Source organism: Faecalicatena contorta (assembly GCF_001404335.1).
Classification (GTDB): Bacteria; Bacillota; Clostridia; order Lachnospirales; family Lachnospiraceae; genus Faecalicatena; species Faecalicatena contortus_B.
On sequence record NZ_CYZU01000042.1, the window covers coordinates 25,104 to 46,362 of the forward strand.

The 21,259-nt window shown below is 47.4% G+C and carries 21 protein-coding genes and 1 tRNA gene; 21 read left to right on the forward strand and 1 reads right to left on the reverse strand.

All coding sequences use genetic code 11. The annotated features are described in order from the left end of the window. Positions 1 to 55 precede the first annotated feature (55 nt). From hemZ to ARB69_RS18150, 11 genes are all read left to right on the forward strand, one after another. A complete protein-coding gene (gene hemZ, locus ARB69_RS18095; RefSeq protein ID WP_420319458.1) occupies positions 56 to 1,243 on the forward strand; it encodes a coproporphyrinogen dehydrogenase HemZ in 1,188 nt (395 codons plus the stop codon). Then, positions 1,234 to 2,499 carry a histidine--tRNA ligase gene (gene hisS / locus ARB69_RS18100; RefSeq protein ID WP_050641387.1) on the forward strand — a complete coding sequence of 422 codons (1,266 nt, stop codon included), beginning with the start codon at positions 1,234 to 1,236 and terminating at the stop codon, positions 2,497 to 2,499. Before hemZ ends, hisS begins: the two co-directional genes overlap by 10 nt. Before the next feature lie 76 nt (positions 2,500 to 2,575). Beyond that, positions 2,576 to 4,360 (forward strand): aspartate--tRNA ligase, encoded by a 1,785-nt coding sequence (aspS, locus tag ARB69_RS18105; protein WP_055154596.1) that lies wholly within the window; start codon positions 2,576 to 2,578, stop codon positions 4,358 to 4,360. Between the two features lie 11 nt (positions 4,361 to 4,371). Next, positions 4,372 to 5,190 carry a MurR/RpiR family transcriptional regulator gene (locus tag ARB69_RS18110; RefSeq protein WP_055154597.1) on the forward strand — a complete coding sequence of 273 codons (819 nt, stop codon included), beginning with the start codon at positions 4,372 to 4,374 and terminating at the stop codon, positions 5,188 to 5,190. A 1,027-nt stretch (positions 5,191 to 6,217) separates the two neighbouring features. Further along, positions 6,218 to 7,552 (forward strand): alpha-L-fucosidase, encoded by a 1,335-nt coding sequence (locus ARB69_RS18120; protein ID WP_055154605.1) that lies wholly within the window; start codon positions 6,218 to 6,220, stop codon positions 7,550 to 7,552. A 13-nt stretch (positions 7,553 to 7,565) separates the two neighbouring features. After that, on the forward strand, positions 7,566 to 8,459 hold the full coding sequence (locus tag ARB69_RS26170; RefSeq protein WP_083487144.1) for a PTS mannose/fructose/sorbose transporter subunit IIAB: 894 nt from the start codon (positions 7,566 to 7,568) through the stop codon (positions 8,457 to 8,459). An 18-nt stretch (positions 8,460 to 8,477) separates the two neighbouring features. Next, positions 8,478 to 9,281, forward strand: coding sequence for a PTS mannose/fructose/sorbose/N-acetylgalactosamine transporter subunit IIC (locus ARB69_RS18130; protein ID WP_050641384.1), 804 nt, complete (start codon positions 8,478 to 8,480; stop codon positions 9,279 to 9,281). After that, a complete protein-coding gene (locus ARB69_RS18135; protein ID WP_025655290.1) occupies positions 9,262 to 10,074 on the forward strand; it encodes a PTS system mannose/fructose/sorbose family transporter subunit IID in 813 nt (270 codons plus the stop codon). The genes ARB69_RS18130 and ARB69_RS18135 overlap by 20 nt, the downstream gene beginning before the upstream one ends. Positions 10,075 to 10,095: 21 nt before the next feature. Further along, complete coding sequence (locus ARB69_RS18140; RefSeq protein ID WP_050641382.1) at positions 10,096 to 10,800, forward strand: SIS domain-containing protein; 705 nt, start codon at positions 10,096 to 10,098, stop codon at positions 10,798 to 10,800. 169 nt (positions 10,801 to 10,969) lie between these two features. Then, entirely contained in the window at positions 10,970 to 12,100 is a 1,131-nt protein-coding gene (gene nagA / locus ARB69_RS18145; RefSeq protein WP_050641381.1) for an N-acetylglucosamine-6-phosphate deacetylase, read from the forward strand. Positions 12,101 to 12,172: 72 nt separating this feature from the next. Beyond that, positions 12,173 to 12,925, forward strand: a complete 753-nt coding sequence (locus tag ARB69_RS18150; RefSeq protein ID WP_087148833.1) for a copper homeostasis protein CutC — start codon at positions 12,173 to 12,175, stop codon at positions 12,923 to 12,925. Positions 12,926 to 13,063: 138 nt separating this feature from the next. On the opposite strand, the gene ARB69_RS28330 is transcribed toward ARB69_RS18150, so the two are convergent. Further along, positions 13,064 to 13,288 (reverse strand): helix-turn-helix domain-containing protein, encoded by a 225-nt coding sequence (locus ARB69_RS28330; RefSeq protein ID WP_154253319.1) that lies wholly within the window; start codon positions 13,286 to 13,288, stop codon positions 13,064 to 13,066. Positions 13,289 to 13,603: 315 nt separating this feature from the next. Between ARB69_RS28330 and ARB69_RS18160 the strand changes: the two genes are divergently transcribed. From ARB69_RS18160 to ARB69_RS18205, 10 genes are all read left to right on the forward strand, one after another. Continuing rightward, a tRNA-Gly gene (locus ARB69_RS18160) sits at positions 13,604 to 13,676 on the forward strand. A gap of 236 nt (positions 13,677 to 13,912) precedes the next feature. Then, a complete protein-coding gene (locus tag ARB69_RS18165; protein WP_055154600.1) occupies positions 13,913 to 14,386 on the forward strand; it encodes a hypothetical protein in 474 nt (157 codons plus the stop codon). Between the two features lie 156 nt (positions 14,387 to 14,542). Further along, positions 14,543 to 15,826, forward strand: a complete 1,284-nt coding sequence (locus ARB69_RS18170) for a homoserine dehydrogenase (RefSeq protein WP_154253321.1) — start codon at positions 14,543 to 14,545, stop codon at positions 15,824 to 15,826. 115 nt (positions 15,827 to 15,941) lie between these two features. After that, a complete protein-coding gene (locus ARB69_RS18175) occupies positions 15,942 to 16,376 on the forward strand; it encodes a MarR family winged helix-turn-helix transcriptional regulator (RefSeq protein WP_025655297.1) in 435 nt (144 codons plus the stop codon). Between the two features lie 75 nt (positions 16,377 to 16,451). After that, positions 16,452 to 17,300 (forward strand): thymidylate synthase, encoded by an 849-nt coding sequence (thyA, locus tag ARB69_RS18180; protein WP_050641378.1) that lies wholly within the window; start codon positions 16,452 to 16,454, stop codon positions 17,298 to 17,300. Between the two features lie 109 nt (positions 17,301 to 17,409). Further along, a complete protein-coding gene (locus ARB69_RS18185) occupies positions 17,410 to 17,901 on the forward strand; it encodes a dihydrofolate reductase (RefSeq protein ID WP_050641377.1) in 492 nt (163 codons plus the stop codon). A 42-nt stretch (positions 17,902 to 17,943) separates the two neighbouring features. Next, a complete protein-coding gene (locus ARB69_RS18190; protein WP_055154601.1) occupies positions 17,944 to 18,966 on the forward strand; it encodes a metal ABC transporter substrate-binding protein in 1,023 nt (340 codons plus the stop codon). Beyond that, positions 18,953 to 19,666, forward strand: a complete 714-nt coding sequence (locus ARB69_RS18195) for a metal ABC transporter ATP-binding protein (protein WP_055154602.1) — start codon at positions 18,953 to 18,955, stop codon at positions 19,664 to 19,666. Before ARB69_RS18190 ends, ARB69_RS18195 begins: the two co-directional genes overlap by 14 nt. A gap of 10 nt (positions 19,667 to 19,676) precedes the next feature. Beyond that, a complete protein-coding gene (locus tag ARB69_RS18200; RefSeq protein ID WP_154253324.1) occupies positions 19,677 to 20,483 on the forward strand; it encodes a metal ABC transporter permease in 807 nt (268 codons plus the stop codon). A 21-nt stretch (positions 20,484 to 20,504) separates the two neighbouring features. After that, positions 20,505 to 21,134 (forward strand): lysoplasmalogenase, encoded by a 630-nt coding sequence (locus ARB69_RS18205; RefSeq protein WP_055154604.1) that lies wholly within the window; start codon positions 20,505 to 20,507, stop codon positions 21,132 to 21,134. The last annotated feature ends 125 nt before the right edge of the window (positions 21,135 to 21,259 follow it).

A 21,259-nucleotide genomic window follows, 5' to 3' on the forward strand; every position in this document is an offset into this window, starting at 1 on the left:
CCGGCAGGAGACGAAACGGCATGTGACAAAACAGACCTATGATTATCTCAGCAGCGTGACCGGGAGGACACTTGCCTGGGGAATGCTGACCGGCGTCAGGCCGACGAAGCTGGCAATGCAGAAGCTGGAAAACGGTATGAGCAAAGAGGAGACGATCAGATTTCTGGAGGATGTATTTGGGGTCAGCCCACAAAAAGCGGAGCTTGGATGTGAGATTGCGCAGCGTGAAAGGGATCTCCTGGGACGGCTGGACTGCAAAAATGGCTGGAGCCTTTATGTAGGTATCCCATTCTGCCCCAGTATTTGCTCATACTGTTCCTTTGGATCGTCCCCGCTTAACCGGTGGGCGGACAAGATGGATCTGTATATGGAAGCCCTGTGTAAAGAGGTGTCGGCCATCGGCAGGGCGGCAGCGGGCCGAAAGCTGAATACGATTTATATCGGGGGAGGCACCCCAACCACGCTCCACGCAGCGCAGCTTGATCAGCTGCTAAGCCTTTTGGAGGAGGAATTTTCTTTTGACAATCTGCTGGAATTCACGGTAGAAGCGGGAAGACCGGACAGTATTACGGTTGAAAAGCTGGAGGTACTGGCGCGTCATCCGGTGACCCGGATTTCGGTGAATCCGCAGACCATGCAGCAGAAGACGCTGGATGCAGTTGGAAGAAGACACAGTGCCCAGGACGTGAAAGACGTGTTTTGGCAGGCCAGGAGACTGGGATTTACGAATATTAATATGGACTTGATTGCGGGGCTCCCCGGAGAGGACGCCGCGGATATGCGCGATACGCTCAGACAGATCGAGGAACTCGGGCCGGACAGTCTTACGGTTCACTCGCTTGCAATCAAAAGAGCCGCGAAGTTTGGGCAGGAGAACCGGGAAATAGACATGCATTCCGGGATTGAGCAGATGGTGGAAGAGAGCGCCGCGACCGCGGAAAGAATGGGCCTTTTACCTTATTATCTGTACCGGCAGAAGAATATTGCAGGAAATTTTGAAAATGTTGGCTATGCAAAGGTTGACAAAGCCGGAATATACAATATACTAATTATGGAAGAAAAGCAGACAATCCTGGCTGCCGGAGCCGGTGCTTCCACGAAAATCGTGCTGCCGGAGAAGATTACCCTGGAGAACGGCAGGCAGACAAGTCTGGTGAGAATTGAAAATGTGAAGGACATTGCGGAGTATATCGGCCGCATTGATGAGATGATAGAGAGAAAAGGAGAATGGTTATGGCGTTAAAGAAAAAACCGGTTACCGGAATGAAGGACATGATGCCCGGCGAAATGGAAATCAGGGATTACTGTATCGGGCTCATTAAGGAAACATACAAGGCATTCGGATTTTCATCAATCGAGACCCCTTGCGTGGAGCATCTTGAAAATTTGTGCAGCAAACAGGGCGGAGATAATGAAAAGCTGATTTTTAAGATCCTGAAAAGAGGAGAAAAGCTGAAAATTGATGCGGCCCGGGAAGAGGCGGATCTTGTGGACGGCGGCCTGCGCTATGACCTGACTGTGCCGCTGTGCCGTTATTACTCCAACAATGCGAACGACCTGCCATCCCCTTTTAAGGCGCTGCAGATGGGAAATGTATGGCGTGCCGACAGACCCCAGAGAGGACGTTTCCGTCAGTTTATGCAGTGTGATATTGACATTTTAGGAGAGCCGGGCAACCTGGCTGAGATCGAACTGATCCTTGCCACATCCACCCTGCTTGGAAAGCTGGATTTTAAAAACTTTACCATCCGCATCAATGACAGAAGATTTTTAAAGGCAATGGCAGCATACAGCGGATTTCAGGAAACAGACTATGAAAATGTATTCATTACACTGGACAAGATGGACAAGATCGGAATGGACGGTGTGGCAGCAGAATTAGAGGATTGCGGTTATGCAAAAGAAACGGTGGAAAAATATCTTCAGTTATTTAAAGAAATTACGGGGGACGTGGAAGGCGTACGCTACTGCAAAGAGAAGCTGGAAGGCTTTCTCGAGGATGAAGCGGCGGCTTCACTGGAAATGATTATTACGAGCGTAGACAGTGCAAAAGAAGCGGATTTCAGAATCACATTTGATCCCACACTGGTGCGCGGCATGTCTTATTATACCGGAACTATATTTGAAATCTCCATGGATGAGTTTGGTGGTTCTGTTGGCGGCGGAGGACGCTACGATGAGATGATCGGAAAATTCACCGGGCAGAACACCCCGGCGGTAGGGTTCTCCATCGGCTTCGAGCGGATTGTCATGTTATTGCTGGAGCGGGGCTATCAGGTGCCGGCCAGCCGGGATAAAAAGGCATTTCTAATCGAGAAAAATATGCCACAGGAAGGTATGCTGAAAGTGCTGAACCTGGCAAAAGCAGAGCGCGCGGCAGGGCGGCAGGTTATGATCGCCAATATGAAGAAGAACAAAAAGTTCCAGAAGGAACAGCTGACAGAACAGGGATACGCAGACATCGTAGAATGTTATCGGGATTCCATAGATACTCTCTAAATGTGAAAAAAGTGTGAACGGGGTCTGACCCTTTTGCAAAGGGGTCAGACCCCTATGAAGAAAGGATGAATAGGAAATGGCTGAATCAATGAAAGGATTAAAGAGAACTCACCGCTGCGGTGAGTTGTCCAGTTCAAATATCGGTGAGATGGTAACGGTTATGGGCTGGGTCCAGAAGAACAGAAACAAGGGCGGGATTGTGTTTGTGGACCTGAGAGACCGTTCCGGTATTCTGCAGATTGTGTTTGAGGGGGAGGATAAGTCTGCCCTGATCGATAAAGCTGCGAAGCTGCGCAGTGAGTTTGTAATTGCGGTTGTGGGCAGGGTGGAAGCGCGCAGCGGCGCTGTGAATGAAAACCTTGCAACAGGAGAGATTGAAATCAGGGCGGATGAACTGCGGATCCTTTCCGAATCAGAGACCCCTCCGTTCCCGATTGAAGAGAACAGCAAAACAAAGGAAGAACTCCGCCTAAAATACAGATATCTGGATCTGAGAAGGCCGGATCTGCAGAAGAACCTGATGATGAGAAGCCGGATTGCTACTCTTACCAGACAGTTCCTTTCTGAAGAGGGATTTTTGGAGATTGAGACTCCGATACTCGGTAAGAGCACTCCGGAGGGCGCAAGGGACTACCTGGTGCCGAGCCGTGTTCATCCGGGCAGTTTTTACGGGCTTCCCCAGTCTCCGCAGCTTTTTAAGCAGCTGTTGATGTGTTCGGGTTATGACCGCTATTTTCAGATCGCAAAATGTTTCCGCGATGAGGATCTCCGTGCGGACAGACAGCCGGAGTTTACCCAGATCGATATGGAGCTTTCCTTTGTGGACGTAGACGATGTAATTGATGTAAATGAAAGACTTCTTGCAAGACTCTTTAAAGAGGTGCTGGATGTGGATGTAGCGCTGCCCATTCCAAGAATGACATGGCAGGAGGCGATGGACCGTTACGGTTCCGACAAGCCGGATACCCGTTTCGGCATGGAACTCGTGGATGTGACGGAAGCGGTCAAAGATTGTGAGTTCGTTGTATTCAAAGGCGCCGTGGAGAATGGCGGGACAGTCCGGGGCATCAATGCCAAAGGCCAGGGCGGCATGCCGCGCAAGAAGATCGATAAACTGGTCGATTTTGCAAAAGACTTTGGCGCTAAGGGACTTGCCTATATTGCACTGCAGGAGGATGGCAGCATGAAGTCTTCCTTTGCCAAATTCATGACAGAGGATGAAATGCAGGGCCTTGTACAGGCAATGTCCGGCGAGCCGGGGGATCTGCTGCTCTTTGCGGCCGATCAGAACAAGGTTGTATGGGACGTTCTGGGAAATCTCCGCCTGGAAATTGCAAGACAGACGGAAATCCTGGATAAAAATGAGTACAAGTTTGTGTGGATCATGGAATTCCCGCTGCTCGAATGGAGCGAGGAGCAGAACCGTTATGTGGCAATGCACCATCCGTTTACCATGCCGATGGAAGAGGATCTGCAGTATTTAGATTCTGACCCTGGGAGAGTGCGCGCAAAGGCATACGATATCGTGCTGAGCGGAAATGAAATCGGAGGCGGCAGTGTCCGAATATTCCAGAATGACGTGCAGGAGAAAATGTTCGAGGTGCTTGGATTTACAAAAGAGCAGGCCCATGAGCAGTTCGGATTCCTTCTGGACGCTTTCAAATATGGAGTTCCGCCTCACGCAGGACTGGCATACGGACTGGACCGTATGGTAATGCTAATGGCAAAAGAAGACAGCATCCGTGATGTAATGGCCTTCCCGAAGGTAAAAGACGCTTCCTGCCTGATGACAGAAGCGCCGAATATTGTGGATGAAAAACAGTTGGGAGAACTGGGACTGGAACTTAAAAGCGCTGAATAGGAAGGTGGACCATGTATATTGTTGCTTATCGGCTGATTAACCTGCTCAATGATTCGGAATATGATTCTACAGAAGCCCACATTGCGGAAAGCCTGCTGGGGATGATCAAAGATATCGAACACATGCCCATAGACCAGGTCGCGGACAAATGCCACATATCAAAATCCACGTTGTCCAAGTTTGTAAAAAGACTGGGGTTTGAAGACTACAAGGAATTCCGTGACAATGCACGCAATGAAAAAAAGAGGGCAGGATACCATAACTACGAAGAAAAAGTCCCCATGGACAGATTCATTGAACAATACGGTATCGAGAGATTCCTGAGCGTTCTCTCGGGAGATATCGAACACTTCTTATCGGGCATAGACAGAAATCAGATCAGGGAACTCGCAAAAGCCCTGCATCAGTATAAAAAGGTGGCGGCATTCGGTTCTGTATATTCCGAGACCGTTGCAATGGATTTTATGTACGAAATAGCCGGAGTGGGTAAATACATCAAGACCAATATCTATGATGTCAAGCAGGAACAATATATCAACGAGGCCGATGAGGACACACTCATTATCATCTTCTCAAATTCAGGACAGTATATATACGAAAACGGGATGAAGCCCCTGGATCAGTCCAGGTCCTTCGTTCGCAAAACAAAGGGCAGGATTGCCCTGATCACCTCCAACCGGGAGGCTGCATCCGATCCAAGCGTCAGCTATCCGGTACTGTATCATTTCACAACCAGGGTGCAGAACCATCCCTTCATAGAACGAATCATAGCCCAGATGATTGTCGAGGAGTTTAAACGTATTGGAGGGGGTCGCAGTACAGGCCCATAGAACGCCGTCCGCCGCTGGAAACGGAGATAGGGGGATTGGGAAGCGGGGGTTCGGCTGTAAGCTGGAGTAGAGTAAAAAAGAAGGAAAACCGGGGTAACCTGGCCACATCACCCGAAGCCTGATGGCTTCGCGCGCTGGGGCCAGGAATTTTTGTGATTCGGAATCACAAAAATTACCCCGGTTTTCCTTCTTTTTTACTTTACTCCAGCTAACAACCGAACCTACGCTTCCCAATCCCCCTATCTCCGTTTCCAGCGGCGGACGGCGTTCTATGCGCTGTACTGCTGGGGAGTTCCGGGGGCGGGAGTTTAGCGGGGAAACTGAGAGTTTTTTAGGCGGGAGAGGCGGATTTTGGATGGGGATGCGGGAAGGGTATCGGTATAATAGGATGAAAAAGCACCGGCTTGGTTATTGTGCATTTGATCAATATATATCCTCATCTCCACATCTAATTCTGCAGCGGATATGCCTGCATAGCCAATTTGATCCACTGCTCCCGTCCAAGCCGCTTCCATCTGCAAAGATAAACCCAAACTCCCGTCCGGATGGACCCAGCCTGACAGGGGCGGAGGGGGTGCCGGAGGGGGAAACTTTGCAGGCCTTTTTGAGCGGCATAGAGAGCGCCGTAGTATCACTTGATAAAAACCGCACCGGATGAGAAGGCTAAACTCTGCTTCCGAAGCAGAGTTTAAGCCGGCCTGAGCCGCGCAATTCATCAGAATTGCGGGGTGAATGCCGGTGGTGCCTTCTCATCCGGTGCGGTTTTTATCTAGTGATACTTGGCAAACGGACAGCCGCTAAAAAGGCCTGCAAAGTTTCCCCCTCCGGCACCCCCTCCGTCTCTGTCAGGCGCCCCTTCCCTCATCTTTTTGTGTAGACTACACAAATTTGGGGTATCCTATGCTTGCAATTTGCATAAAAAAGTTTCCAAATTGCGAAATTTTACACGTTAAAAAAATAATCTGTTTATAATTAGGACAATCTATTATGCATAATAAATTTATTTGAAGGGAGACAGAGTGTGGAGATGATTAAGAATTTTGAATGGCCGGATGACTATGGGAATCCTGAATGGTTTATGGAGGACCGCTTCGGGCTGTTCATACACTTTGGATTATTTTCGGCCGCGGCCAGACATGAATGGGTAATGACACTGGAGCAGATTGGAAAGGATGGATATCAGAAGTATTTTGACAACTTTAATCCGGATCTGCTGGACGCCAGGGAATGGGCAAAAAAGGCAAAGGCAGCGGGCTTTAAATATGCGGTGCTGACAGCAAAACACCATGAAGGATTTGCTTTGTGGGACACAGCACTCAGTGATTACAAGATTACCAATACGGCCTATGGCCGCGATCTGGTGAAAGAATATACGGAGGCGTTCAGGGCAGAGGGCCTGCAGGTTGGCCTGTATTTTTCTCTGATCGACTGGAACCACCCGGATTTCCTGGTAGACGGGTATCATCCGGAGAGAAATAACAAAGAATATATTGAGAATCATCCGGGGGATATGGAGTCCTATACAAAGTTTATGCATGGGCAGGTCAGAGAGCTTCTGACCAATTATGGTAAGATCGATTATCTGTGGTTTGACTTTTCCTATGCAAACAGAGACTGGGGAGATTCCGTCGGAAAAGGCAGGGAAGACTGGAAATCCGAGGATCTGGAGAAAATGATCCTCTCCCTTCAGCCCGACATTATTCTGAATGACCGTCTGGATCTTGGGCGGGGCGTAGGAACTCCGGAGCAGTATCAGCGTAATGCCAGGATGGAAAGCGGCAAAAAGCAGCTTGTCTGGGAGGCATGCCAGACGCTGAACGGAAGCTGGGGCTATGACAGAGACAATCTGGACTGGAAGACACCGGAGATGGTAACGAAGTTATTGATTGATACTGTTTCCAAGGGCGGTAACATGCTGCTGAACATCGGACCGAACGCCCGCGGCGAATGGGATGCAAAGACGGAAGAGATTTTGAACCGGGTCGGTGAATGGATGTGGCTGCATGGCAGGGCAATATATGGCTGTGGGGCCAGCGAGTACGATGCCCCGGCAGATGCACGCTTTACACAGAATGGGAACCGCCTCTACCTGCACCTTTTCTCATGGCCGTACAGAACGCTGCTGATCGAAAAGCTGGGAGGAAAGGTTGCCTATGCACAGCTGGTCCATGATAACTCTGAAATAAAATATATTCAGGACGAAGGGCTTTCCGGCAAGAGAAAATCCCATAAAGATTTAAACGCTGAGGTAACCGAGATTCATATTAAAGACAAGTTTGAGGATAACTCTCTGTTGGTAACCCTGCCGGTGCAGAGACCGGATGTGCTTGTACCGGTCATTGAATTTATCCTGAAAGACTAGAGGAGGAAGACATATGTATTATATCCTTGCTTCACACGGAGAATATGCAAAGGCTTGCAAAGCAAGCTGTGAAATGATAACAGGGGCTGCACCGCAGTTCTTTGTGGTCACATTTACCGAAGACATGACAAAAGAGTCTGTGGAAAAGGCTTACAGGGCAATACTGGCAGAGAACGGGGCCGATCAGTGTGAGGCCATCATTACGGACGTGCCGGGCGGCACACCGTTCAATGCGGCTGCACCTGTTATACATGAAAACAGCCGGATCGCGCTGGTATCAGGATTGTGCATGGGAATGCTTATAGCGCTGAATACAGGTGATACTCTGTACAGTGCGATGGAACAGGCAAAGGAAACGATCATGGGCGAAGGTGTTAAAAATGACAGCCAGCCGGAAAAGAAACAGGAGCATAAAGAGCCTGTTGAAAAGAACGGTATTGTAAACTTCAGACTGGATGAACGTCTGATCCATGGCCAGGTGGCAACTTACTGGACAAGGACACTGGGAGCAACCAGAATCATGGTGGTCGGAGATGACATCGTAAATGACGAGATCGCTAAAAATGCACTCAGGGCTGCAGTTCCGGCGGGTATGAAGCTAAGCGTGCTGACTGCTGAAAATGCTGCAAAGCGCCTGAATGAAGGTATTTATGCAGGACAAAGAGTCTTTTTAATTGTCAAAGACCCCTCTACGATTGTAAAACTACTTGAATATGGCGTTAAGGTTAAAGAAGTCAATATAGGAAATATGGGAATAAAAGAGGGCAGGGAACAGATTAAAAAGTCTGTCTACTGTACGCAGGAAGAGCTGCAGACAATTCTGTCCATTGAAGAATCCGGGGTTCCTGTATATGCACAGATGGTGCCCAACGATGAGAAAAGGAAATTTGCATCTTATTTAAAATAGCAGAGGAGGAAACAAAAAATGGAAATTCAAATGTGGCAGATTCTTGCATTGACAGCACTTGCATTCTTTGCAATTTGTGAAAACTTATCCACATCAGTTCTGGGAAACCAGCCGGTTATTATAGGTACGATTGCCGGAATCATCATGGGGGACATGAAGATGGGGCTGGCTGTTGGAGCAACCCTGCAGCTGATGATTCTGGGTGTTGGTACTTACGGCGGTTCTTCCATGCCGGACTACATGACGGGATCAATTATCGGTACGGTGTTTGCAGTAACATCCGGAAAAGGAATGGATTTTGGTATCGGACTTGCGGTTCCGGTAGGACTTTTGATGGTACAGCTGGACGTGCTGGCCAGATTCAGCAACGTATTCTTTGCGAAAAGAGTAGAGGCGGCTGTAGAGAGAATGGACTTTAAGGCCATTGGAAGAAATACATGGCTGGGATCTTTGTCCTGGGGGCTTTCCAGAGCACTTCCCGTATTTTTAATGTTGATTTTCGGACAAAATCTGGTCAATCTGATTGTGGACTACATGCCGGAATGGCTGATGGGCGGACTTACAGTTGCAGGCGGACTGCTTCCGGCAGTCGGTATCGCAATCCTGCTGAGATACCTTCCGGTGAAGAGTTATATCTCATATCTTCTGGTTGGATTTTTTGCTGCTGCATATTTAAGTGTTCCTATGGTCGGAGTGGCAATATTAGGTACAGCATTGGCAGTCGTTGCATTTAAACAGTTTCTGGAGAAAAACCAGAAAGTAGTTACGGTTAATACAGGATCAGCTCAGGAGGGATTGTTAGATGGAGAATTTGAAGATTAATCAGGAGAAGATTACAGATCAGGATATTAAAAGGGTCAGCAAAAGATGGATTCTGGCATCCCAGATTACATGGAATTATGAGAAAATGATGGGTGTCGGTTATCTCTATGCGATCCTGCCTATATTGAGAAAGTTATACAAAAAGTCCGAGGACTTAAAAGAGATGATGAAAAACCATGTGCAGTTTTTTAACACCACACCGCATATGGGAGGATTTATACTGGGAATTGATGCAGCGACAGAAGAGTCAGGCGGTAAAACGGCGAAGGATGCAGCCAGTGGTATCAAGACAGGTCTGATGGGACCGTTTGCAGGCGTGGGCGACACTATTTTCGGAGTACTGATCCCAACCATTTTCGGTTCTATTGCAGCTTATATGGGACAGAATGGAAATGTGACAGGTGTTGTGATCTGGCTGCTTGTCAATATTGCAATACTGATTTTCAGATATTTTACAACAGGAATTGGTTACCGCGAGGGAACAAAGCTGGTTACCTCTGCAAAGGATAAGCTGGATGCTCTTACACACGCAGCCACCCTTCTTGGAATAACCGTTGTGGGTGCGCTGATCCCTACAGTTGTAAAGGCTAATATTGCGGCAAACTTTAAATCCGGTGATGTAACTTTGGAAGGCCAGGCAATTGTGGATCAGATTATGCCAAGCCTCGTGCCGGTACTTGTAGTAGCCGGGATTTATTTCCTGCTCGGCAAGAAAAAAATGACTTCAACAAAAGCAATTTTAATTATTATGGTGGCATCTATCGTATTCTATGCTATCGGATTATTAGCATAATTGAAAGACAAGGAGAGCGTTATGGGACTGGAATTTTTTGACAAGGCAAAAGAAGTTATGGAGAAACTGGAAAATACGCAGGCAGAGAATATTCATGCAGCAGCACTTTTGATTTCAGAATCGATCCAAAAAGGCGGTATTCTGCAGGCATTCGGCAGCGGGCATTCCTATGCCGGGGCGATTGAAGTGTGCGGAAGAGCAGGCGGTCTGATACCAAGCAAGGTTATACGAGACAGAGCAGAAGGCATGTATGAAAGCGTGGAAGGCGTTGCGCCGTTCCTTATGCGCTGCGTAGACATACAGCCAAACGATATTTTCATCCTGATCTCCAACTCAGGGAGAAATCCAATGACGATCGAGATGGCAGAACATATTAAGAAAAAAGGCAACAAGTTAATTGTAGTGACAGCGCTGGAAGTATCCAGCAGTTCCACTTCCAGACATTCTTCAGGAAAACTGTTATATGAATTTGCCGATGTGGTTCTGGACAACCAGTCCACCTTCGGAGACGCCTCTCTGGACATAGAAGGGCTTGACAGCAAGGTGTGCGGTACATCCTCATTCAGTACATGTCTTCTTCTGCAGCAGACAATTTATGAGGCTGTGAAAGACATGACCGAAAAGGGATATGAGGCTCCGGTCTATAAGAGTGCGAATATAGATGGCGGCAGGGAGTTTAACAATGTCCTGGAACAGAAATATGCGGACAGAATCTGGCATATTTAAAGATATAGAGAAAGAGGGCCGTTTTTACGGTTCTTTTTCTATTTGATGTATTATATGAAACAGGAGAAACGGTGAGTGCTATTATGCTACGGCGTTTTCATTGCGCTGAAAAAACGAGAACCGGACAAAAAATAAGAAGACCGTGGCAAGCGGCAGAATGGAGGATGATATGAAGTTAATAAAAGATAAGAAAATATACACCGGCAAAGAAGTGATTTACCGGGGATATATCCGATTTGACCAGAAAATTACAGAAGTAGGTGATATGGAAAGCTTTACGGAAAAGGCCGGCGACGAGGAGGTTGCGACGGAAGGGAATATTCTGATTCCGGGATTTATTGATGTCCACAGCCACGGCGGATATGGTCAAGACAATATGGATGCACTGCCTGGAGAAATCAGCAGCATGGTGAATAAAATGGCTGCAGAGGAAGGGATCACTTCCTATTTCTGTACAACCATGACACAAACTTATGATAAGATAGAAGAAGCGATGAAAAATATCTGCAGTGCAGCAAAAATGAACCCGATCATCCAGGGAATCCATGTTGAGGGGCCGTTTATTTCTGAAAAGTTTAAAGGTGCGCAGGATGCCTCTTATATTAAAAAACCGGATGAGAAAGTGCTGGAGGAGTGGAATCAGATCAGCGGCGGAATGATCCGGCTTGTGACATATGCTCCTGAGGAAGCGGACACACAGTTTGAGGCTTGGTGTGAGGAGCACAAGGTAGTCTTAAGCGCCGGGCATTCGAATGCACTTTATGCAGAGCTTGGACGCAGCCGTGCAAGCCATATTACCCATCTTTACAATGCACAGAGAGGCTTAAACCACAGAGAGCCGGGAGTGACCGGATACGGCCTTTTGACGCCGGGGGTGAAGGCTGAGATTATCTGTGACGGAATTCATATTGTACCGGAGATGGTGCGGCTTGCCTATGAAATAAAAGGAAGCGGCGGGATTGAACTGATCACGGACTCCATGAGAGCCAAGGGGATGCCGGAAGGTTTAAGTGAGCTGGGCGGACAGAAGGTGTATGTAAAGGATGGGACAGCCAGGCTGGAAGACGGTACGATAGCAGGAAGCGTTCTGACATTTATTCAGGCATTCCGCAATATCATGGACTTCACGGGGGCTTCACTGGAAGATGCTGTTCAGATGAGTTCTGTTAACCAGGCAGAAGAGTTTGGGCTGGAGCACAAAGGGATGCTGTCTGTGGGAAAGGATGCGGATATCCTTGTTCTGGACGGAGAATTTCATTTGAAGAACACATTCAGCTGTGGTAAATTAATATGTGGCTGAAATACATGGGTAGACAGTGATAATCAATTCGGATATTTATTTAAGGCAGAAGAGGGCATGAAAGGAGAAAAAATGGGAAAGTATGTATTGGAAGTATGTGCGGACTGCGTAGAGTCCGCAATAGCAGCGGAAAAAGGAGGCGCAGACAGGATCGAACTGTGCAGCAATCTGGTGATCGGGGGTGTGACGCCGGGACAGGCGTTATTCAAGCTGGTGCGCAAATATACGGATATTCGTGTACGTGTGCTGCTACGTCCCAGATACGGGGATTACTGCTATAATGATTATGAGTTTGAACAATTGAAAGAAGAATTGCAGATGTACCGGGAACTGGGAGCTTCCGGGGCGGTTGTCGGCATGCTGAATCCGGACGGCACGCTCGATACCGGAAGAATGTCAGAACTGGTGAAAGCGGCAGGAAATATGGACGTTGCACTGCACAGATGCTTTGATGTATGCAAGGATCCATATAAAGCGCTGGAAGAGGCGGTATCAATAGGGATGAAGACGATTTTGACCAGCGGGCAGAAAGAAACCGGTTTGGATGGCCGGGATGTTTTGGCCAAGCTGGAGGAGAAGAGCGCAGGCAGAATCGAGATTCTGGCGGCCGGTGGAATTCAGGCTGGGGTGATTGAGAAACTTGTACCGGCTGCCGGGATAACCTCCTTCCATATGTCTGGAAAACAGGAGGTAGAAAGCGCCATGCAATTCCGCATGGAAGGAGCCAGCATGGGCCTGCCGGAAAGAAATGAGTATCTGCTCTGGAAAACTTCTGAGGAGGCTGTCAGACAGGCTGCGGCGGTGCTGCATAAGATGTGTGGTTAGCAGCCGATATCGGGACGGCATGATGCGATATAGGAGCTTGATGCGATAAAGCATAAAAGTGATACATCCTGCTTTGCAATGTAGTATGATACAGGCCTGTTTATGGTTTAGGAAAACGATTTCCGGAACCAGACAGGCCTATTCAGTAAAACAGATATTTCTGTTTACAAGTGTATCCAAACTTACCTGAAATGTATCTGCAATCGATATCAGAATAAATATATCGGGGAGCCGTTTGCCGCACTCATAGGAGCACAAAGTGGCCCGGTGGAGATGAAGCTTTTCTGCTAAATGTAACTGTGTCATATTACGTTCTTTTCTCAGGCGCCGTATATTCTGGCCGATTGAATCATTAGTAATCATCGTATTTACCCAATCTAATTTGAAAATTTATGGCCGTCCCGGGGGATTCTTTCGAACGTACCCAGGGATGATCTGCAGGTATTTTATTAAAAGACGCAATGTGTCTATTTTATATTACGGGATGTAGAAATACAAATGGAAAACACTGGTATATTCGTGGCGTTATGGAGAAATAGACAAAGCGGCCGGTGAGGGCAGATTAAAGCAAGTCTGCAGAAAAAATAAAAAAGTTAAAAAAGTTTGAAAAAATTGTTGACAATACGGACTGCATATAGTATAGTAATTATTGTTCCGGTCAGGGAACACACAAGATACGCGATAGTGGCTCAGTTGGTAGAGTACGACCTTGCCAAGGTCGGGGTCGCGGGTTCGAATCCCGTCTATCGCTCTCAGTTATCCTTTGAAGGATGCATGGATGGGTGTTAAAATAATTGTCTAAGCAAATTAGGTGATTATTTTAATGCCCATTTTAGTATATCAGATTCTCTACATAAATCTATTTATTTTCTGTCGTTCAGGCATTGAATTTTCAGCTGATTTCCAAGGGGAAGTACCTTGATAATTTAATAGACTTTATACCGGGGCATGTGTTATAATGTCCACACAAAAGGTGAGGTGGTAAGCATGTTCATATCAGAAGAACAGTTATTGCAGGCAATTTCCGATATGATGGATAAAAAGCTGGATGCAAGGCTGTGTGAGATGCCGACGAAAGCAGAACTGGATGCAAGGCTGTGTGAGATGCCAACGAAAGCGGAACTGGATGCAAGGCTGTGTGAGATGCCGACGAAAGCAGAACTGGATGCAAGGCTGTGTGAGATGCCGACGAAAGCAGAACTGGATGCAAGGCTGTCGGAGATGCCGACGAAAAAAGAAATGGCTGATAGTCTGTATAGACTCAAAAATAATCTTCTTGAGGAACTTGATTTTGTGCAGGAGAAAGCCAACAGACATTTTGAAAGGCTTGAGAACCGGATGGTTTCTCTGGAGTCAGCGGTAAATGCAATCAGAATAGAAAGCAGTACGATTAATCTGCTGGCGGAAAAGTATTCAGATTTAGAGACAAGAGTAAAAGGATTGGAACAGAAAATTTCATAACTGCAGGACACTGATTTCGTGTCCTGAGGCTTATATTTATATGGATTACATAGTACATGCGAAGGTGTAAAGCCTGTTAAGTTATTAAGTAAATGAAGCGGGATCGGTGTTTCTTTGGCAGGCTGTTCATTTCCGCAGCACAGACGGGGTGTTATAATGAAGGGACAAAAGATTAAGGCAGCGCTGCTCGGACTGGGTACGGTGGGGAAGGGTGTTTATAAACTGATTCAGAGAAGAGCAGATGTAATGGAACGCACGATAGGTGCGGAACTGGAGATATCACGGATACTCGTGCATGATATGAGAAAGAAAAGGGAAGGGATCGCTCCCTCACTTCTGACTGATAACTGGCAGGAGATACTCGCGGATGAAGACATAACAATTGTGATCGAAGTGATGGGTGGAATCGAGCCGGCCAGGACTATGATTTTGGAGGCTCTTCAAGCCGGCAGGCATGTAGTAACGGCCAACAAGGATCTGGTGGCAGAGTATGGCCGGGAACTACTGGACGCTGCGGAGGAGAATCATTGTGATTTTTTATTTGAGGCAGCTGTTGCAGGCGGGATTCCGATCATCCGTCCGCTGAAGCAGTGTCTGGCAGGAAATGATATTTCTGAGGTGATCGGGATCGTAAATGGGACTACCAACTATATTCTGACGAAGATGTTTGAAGAGAATATGAGTTTTGAGTCAGCGCTGGCGAAGGCAACGGAACTTGGATATGCCGAGGCCGATCCAACTGCGGATGTGGAGGGGCTTGATGCGGGAAGAAAGGTAGCGATCATGGCATCTATAGCATTTCATTCCAGGGTGGTATTTAAAGATGTCTATACAGAGGGGATCACGAGAATATCTCCGGAAGATATTGCGTATGCGAAAGAATTTGATAGTGTTATTAAGCTGCTTGGCGTAGCACATAATACGGAAACCGGGATCGAGGTGGGGGTATATCCCATGCTGCTGAACAAAGAACATCCGCTTGCATCCGTGCGGGATTCATTTAATGCTGTATTTGTTCATGGTGATGCGGTAGATGACGCGATGTTTTATGGACGAGGGGCAGGTGAGCTGCCGACAGCCAGTGCGGTTGTCGGTGATATCATTGATGTGGCAAGAGACCTGCAGTATGGCTGTATGGGCAGAATCAGCTGTACATGTTACAGGGAACTGCCGGTAAAAGATTTTAGTGAGGTCAGGAATAAGTTTTTTCTGAGGATGCAGGTGAAAAACCAGCCAGGCGTGCTGGCGTGTATCGCACAGGTTTTTGGAGACCATAAGGTAAGCATTGCAAGGGTTGTCCAGAAGCATGTAAAGGAGAACCAGGCGGAACTTGTTATCGTGACAGAAAAGGTAAAAGAATATCATTTACAGGATGCTCTGACCGGACTAAAGGAAATGGAGAGTATACTGGAAATCAGTAGTATTATCCGCGAGTACTAGATCCGGCAATACAGGACTTTCATAAAAGGGGTGTGATGAAGTTGACACACCTCTTTTATAATGGTATAACAGTGTATAGCAAGCTATATATTGCCAGTACGGAAAGGAGAAAACCATGGAGCGAAGAAACCAGCCGATTGGATTTACTATAAAACAGATCAACAACGTCTTTGAGAAAGACTTGAACGGAAAGCTTAAAACTATTGGAATTACAGCTTCCCAGTGTGCGGTGCTGGATTATCTGTTTCATACGAACAAAGAAGAAGTGAACCAGAGGGATGTAGAACGCCATCTGAGTCTGAAGAATCCAACGGTAACCGGACTCTTAAAGAGGCTGGATGAAAAAGGTTTTATTCTCTGTGTCCCCAACGCAGCTGACAAACGGAGAAAGAATATTTATCTGACAGAAAAGGCATATGATATTCAGCGCAGGATGGAAGCTGACCGCAGAAAGATGGACAGAGAGATGACCAGAGGAATGACAAAAAAAGAGATTGCGGCATTAAACAGAGGTCTGGAGAAGATGCTTTATAACATCTCAGACCCATAAAAAATAGATGGGAATTTTCAGAATATTCAGAATATGGTAAGCAAAGGGGTCAGACCCCTTTGAGGAAGGAGCGACATGAGTTACGCAGATAAGGTTTTTATTGGAATGTGCCGGGATATTATTGATCATGGCACCAGTACGGAGGGGGAAAAGGTGCGTCCCGTGTGGGAGGATGGCGCGCCGGCTTATACAGTAAAACGATTTGGGGTTGTGAACAGGTATGATCTGAGGAAGGAGTTTCCGGCGCTTACGCTGCGCAGGACGGGGATTAAGAGCTGTGTGGACGAGCTGCTTTGGATCTGGCAGAAGAAGTCGAATAATATTCATGAGCTGAACAGCCATATTTGGGACAGCTGGGCTGACGGGGATGGTTCGATTGGGAAGGCTTACGGGTATCAGATGGGCGTGAAGCACCAGTACCGGGAAGGGATGATGGACCAGGTGGACCGGGTGATCTACGATCTGAAGAATAATCCCTACAGCCGCAGGATCATGACCAATATTTATGTACATCAGGATCTGCATGAGATGAATCTGTATCCTTGTGCTTATAGTATGACGTTTAATGTGACAAAGGAAAATGGAAGCGATAAGCTGACGCTGAATGCGATTCTGAATCAGCGGTCTCAGGATGTGCTGGCGGCTAATAACTGGAATGTGTGCCAGTACGCGGTGCTTGTCCATATGCTGGCGCAGGTTTGTGATATGCAGCCGGGGGAATTTGTACATGTGATTGCGGATGCTCATATTTATGACAGGCATATACCTCTGATTGAAGAGCTGATTTCCAGGGAGCCGCTTCCGGCGCCGCAGTTTTGGCTGAACCCGGAAGTGAAGGATTTCTATGCCTTTACGACGGATGATGTGAGGCTGGACCATTATGAGACACATCCTCAGATTAAAAATATTCCGATTGCAGTATAGAGGGGCAGTCAGAAAGCGCAGAACGTAGATGGAAGGCTTTTACAAAGTTACTGGTTTACTGCCGTCAAATACGGCATTTGAAAATTCGGATAAAACAGGAGGATAATATATGAAATTGATAGCTTCAGCAGATAAGAACTGGGGAATTGGCTTTAAAAATAAATTGTTGGTGAGCATTCCGACGGATATGAAGTTTTTCCGTCAGACGACTACGGGGAAGATTGTAGTGATGGGGCGTAAGACTCTGGAAAGTTTTCCGAACGGGCTGCCTTTAAAAAACAGAACTAATATAGTATTGACGGGCAACAAAGATTACCGTGTAAAAGACGCGGTTATTGTCCATACTCTAGAGGAACTGCAGGAAGAATTGAAACGTTACCAGTCGGATGATATCTATGTGATCGGGGGAGAAAGAATTTACCGCCAGCTTCTTCCTCTCTGCGATACCGCTTATATTACCCGGATTGACCATGCGTTTCAGGCGGACACATTTTTGCCGAATCTGGATGAACTGGAAGAGTGGACGATGACAGAGGAAGGGGAGGAGCAGACCTGCTTTGACCTGGAATTCAGATTTACCAAATACGAGAGGCAGGCATAAGAATGCAGCAGTTATCTTGCTGGGAAAAGGAAGTGGTGTTACATGGCCGGCATTTACAATGGAAATGGAAAAACAACAGCAGCGGTTTGCCGGAAGAGGACAACCGTTTTGCTGATGTGTCTGTTATTCGGTATGTCTTGCTTTCTGTCAGGCTGCTCTAAAGCAAAGCAGCAGGAAGGAACAAGCGCGGATGACCACAGGATCAAAGTGGTTACAACCATATTTCCCCAGTATGATTTTGTCAGGCAGATTGCAGGCGGCAGGGCAGACCTGAAGATGCTTCTGAAGCCCGGGGAGGAGAGCCATTCTTATGAGCCTACTCCTCAGGATATCATAGCCATCCAGAACTGTGACCTTTTTATCTATGTGGGCGGGGAAAACGACGAATGGGTGGAGGACATCCTGTCCTCAATGGACACGGGCAGGATGGCAACACTCCGCCTGGTAGACTGTGCGGATACTGTGGAGGAAGAACATGTAGCTGGGATGAAGGAAAATCACCGGGAAGAGGAAGATAATCCGGGGGAATATGATGAACATGTGTGGACATCTCCTAAAAATGCGGTGAAGATTGTGGATAACATCACGGAACTGCTGTGCAGTGCAGACGCTGATAATGCGGATGCCTATAAGCAGGATGCAGAAACCTATATACACAAACTTGAGGATCTGGACGCACAGTTCAGGCAAGTGGTGGAGGAATCTGACCGGGATACCATTCTGTTTGGGGACAGGTTTCCGTTCCGCTATTTTGCGGATGAGTACGGACTCAGGTATTATGCTGCATTTCCCGGATGCGCCTCGGATACGGAACCCAGTGCGGCCACCATGGCTTTTTTGATTAACAAAGTGAAGGAAGAAAAAATACCGGTCGTTCTAAAAATGGAACTGAGCAGTGATCATATTTCCCGGGCCATTGCAGAGGCAACAGGGACGGAAGTAAAAGTGTTTTACAGCTGCCATAATATCAGCGCGGAACAATTTCAGAATGGCGAAACATATTTGAGCCTGATGGAAAAAAATGTAGAGACATTAAGGGAGGCATTGTCAGATGGCACTGATTAAATGTGAAAACATTTCAATTGCATACGAAGGCCAGACGGTTGTGCATGACCTGTCTTTTCAGGTGAGTGAAGATGACTATCTTTGCATTGTCGGGGAAAATGGTTCCGGCAAGAGTACTCTGGTGAAAAGCATTCTGGGGCTGAAGAACCCGGTAAAGGGGAAGATTATCCTGGGAGACGGCCTTTCCCAGAATGAGATCGGGTATCTGCCGCAGCAGACGGATGTACAGAAAGATTTTCCGGCAAGTGTCTATGAAGTGGTACTGTCGGGGCGGCTGAACGGCCGGGGGATGCGTCCCTTTTATACCGGAGCGGACAAGCGCAGTGCAAAAGAGAATTTGGAACTGCTGGGTATCCGGGAACTGGAAAGACAGTGTTTCCGGGATTTGTCCGGTGGACAGAAGCAGCGGGTTCTGCTTGCCAGGGCTTTGTGTGCTACCAGGAAATTACTGCTCCTGGATGAGCCTGTAACCGGCCTGGACCCGATTGTGACCCAGGAGTTTTATCAGCTGATTAAACAGATCAACAGAGATTCCCGGATTGCAGTGGTTATGGTATCCCACGACATTGAAAGTACAATGGAATATGCCAGCCATATACTGCACCTCCAGGAGACGGCCCTGTTCTTCGGGACGGCAGAAGAATACAGGAACAGCGAGATTGGAAAGGCATTTCTGGGAGGTGGACAGCGTGTTAGATAAATTAATTGAAATGTTCTCCTATCCGTTTATGGTAAGGGCCATACTGGTGGGGACAATGGTATCGCTTTGCTCTGCCCTTCTGGGAGTCAGCCTCGTGCTGAAGCGGTATTCCATGATCGGGGACGGCTTGTCCCATGTGGGATTCGGTGCCCTTGTCATTGCAGCCGCAGCCAATGCTGCACCGCTTACAGTGGCTATTCCGGTGGTGGTTCTGGCGGCGGTTCTTCTGCTGCGGATCAGCGGCAGCAGCAAAATCAAAGGGGATGCGGCTATTGCACTGATTTCAACGAGCGCTCTCGCGGTGGGAGTTATGGTGATATCAATGACCACGGGCATGAATACAGATGTCTATAATTATATGTTTGGAAGCATTCTGGCCATGAGCAGCGGGGATGTCAGAATGAGTGTCCTCCTTTCTGCGGCAGTACTGATTTTATATATTCTGTTTTACCATAAGATTTTTGCAATCACATTCGATGAGACTTTTGCTCTGGCAACGGGGGTAAAAGCCAATCTCTATAATACATTGATCGCCGTTCTCACAGCGGTTACTATTGTTCTGGGCATGCGCATGATGGGGGCGCTGCTGATTTCAAGCCTTATTATATTCCCGGCACTGACTTCCATGAGGGTGTGCAGGACATTTAAAAGTGTGGTTATAAACTCGGCGGTCATCTCCGTCGTATGTCTGTTTATCGGTATTACTGTCTCCTACGTATGGGCAACACCGGCGGGCGCAAGTGTAGTTATTGTAAATATCGGTGCGCTGTTGATCTATACGATTGTGGGGGCAGTGAAGAATAAAACCTTTCAGTAAACAGATGGAAAGGGGGGGCGTATGTTAGGGATGGAGGCAGTATTCATGGCAGTCTTCGGTCTGGTATATTTTTTTCGAAAAGAGAGCGGCAGCAGGAAACCGCTTATATTTAAGGCACTGGCTACGTTTATGCCCGTACTGATGGCGCTTTCTTTTGCCGTATCTTCGCAGACTCCTATGGCTTGGTGGACCTTTGCCGGGATTGTCTGCTATATGGCTGCGGACGTACTTCTGGAAATATGGTTTCTGGCAGGCGTTGCCTCTTTCGGAGTGGGGCACATCTGTCTGATAACCGGTATTCTGCTGGATGGGTGTGGCTGGCGGAACGCAGTCATTTTGTTTGTAATTCTGTATGGGTTTATGTTTTTGATTCTCAGTCCTCACCTGAACAGACTGGAAAGACGGCTGCTGGTTCCGGGTTTTGTCTATGCGGCATTGCTTTGCTTCATGGCGGCTTTTATGGCGTCCTGGGGGATGAATGACGGCAGTATGCCGGGGATCATCAGAGGAGCAGGAGGGATCTTTTTTGTTATATCGGATACGATTCTGGGTTGGAGCTATTTGAGCGGGAAAAGAGCCCGCTGGCACAGCGCGGTACTTCTGACGCTTTATTATCTGGCTGTATATTTTCTGGCGGTCAGCCTGTACTGAGGAGGGCTTTTACTCCCGGGGCAAAAGCTCATGATTAGTTACTATTCACAGTCGATTTAGCGTTCATTCTTTAGGAAGCTCGTAACAGAGCTTCTTTTTCTTTGCCATAATGCACAAACATAGTG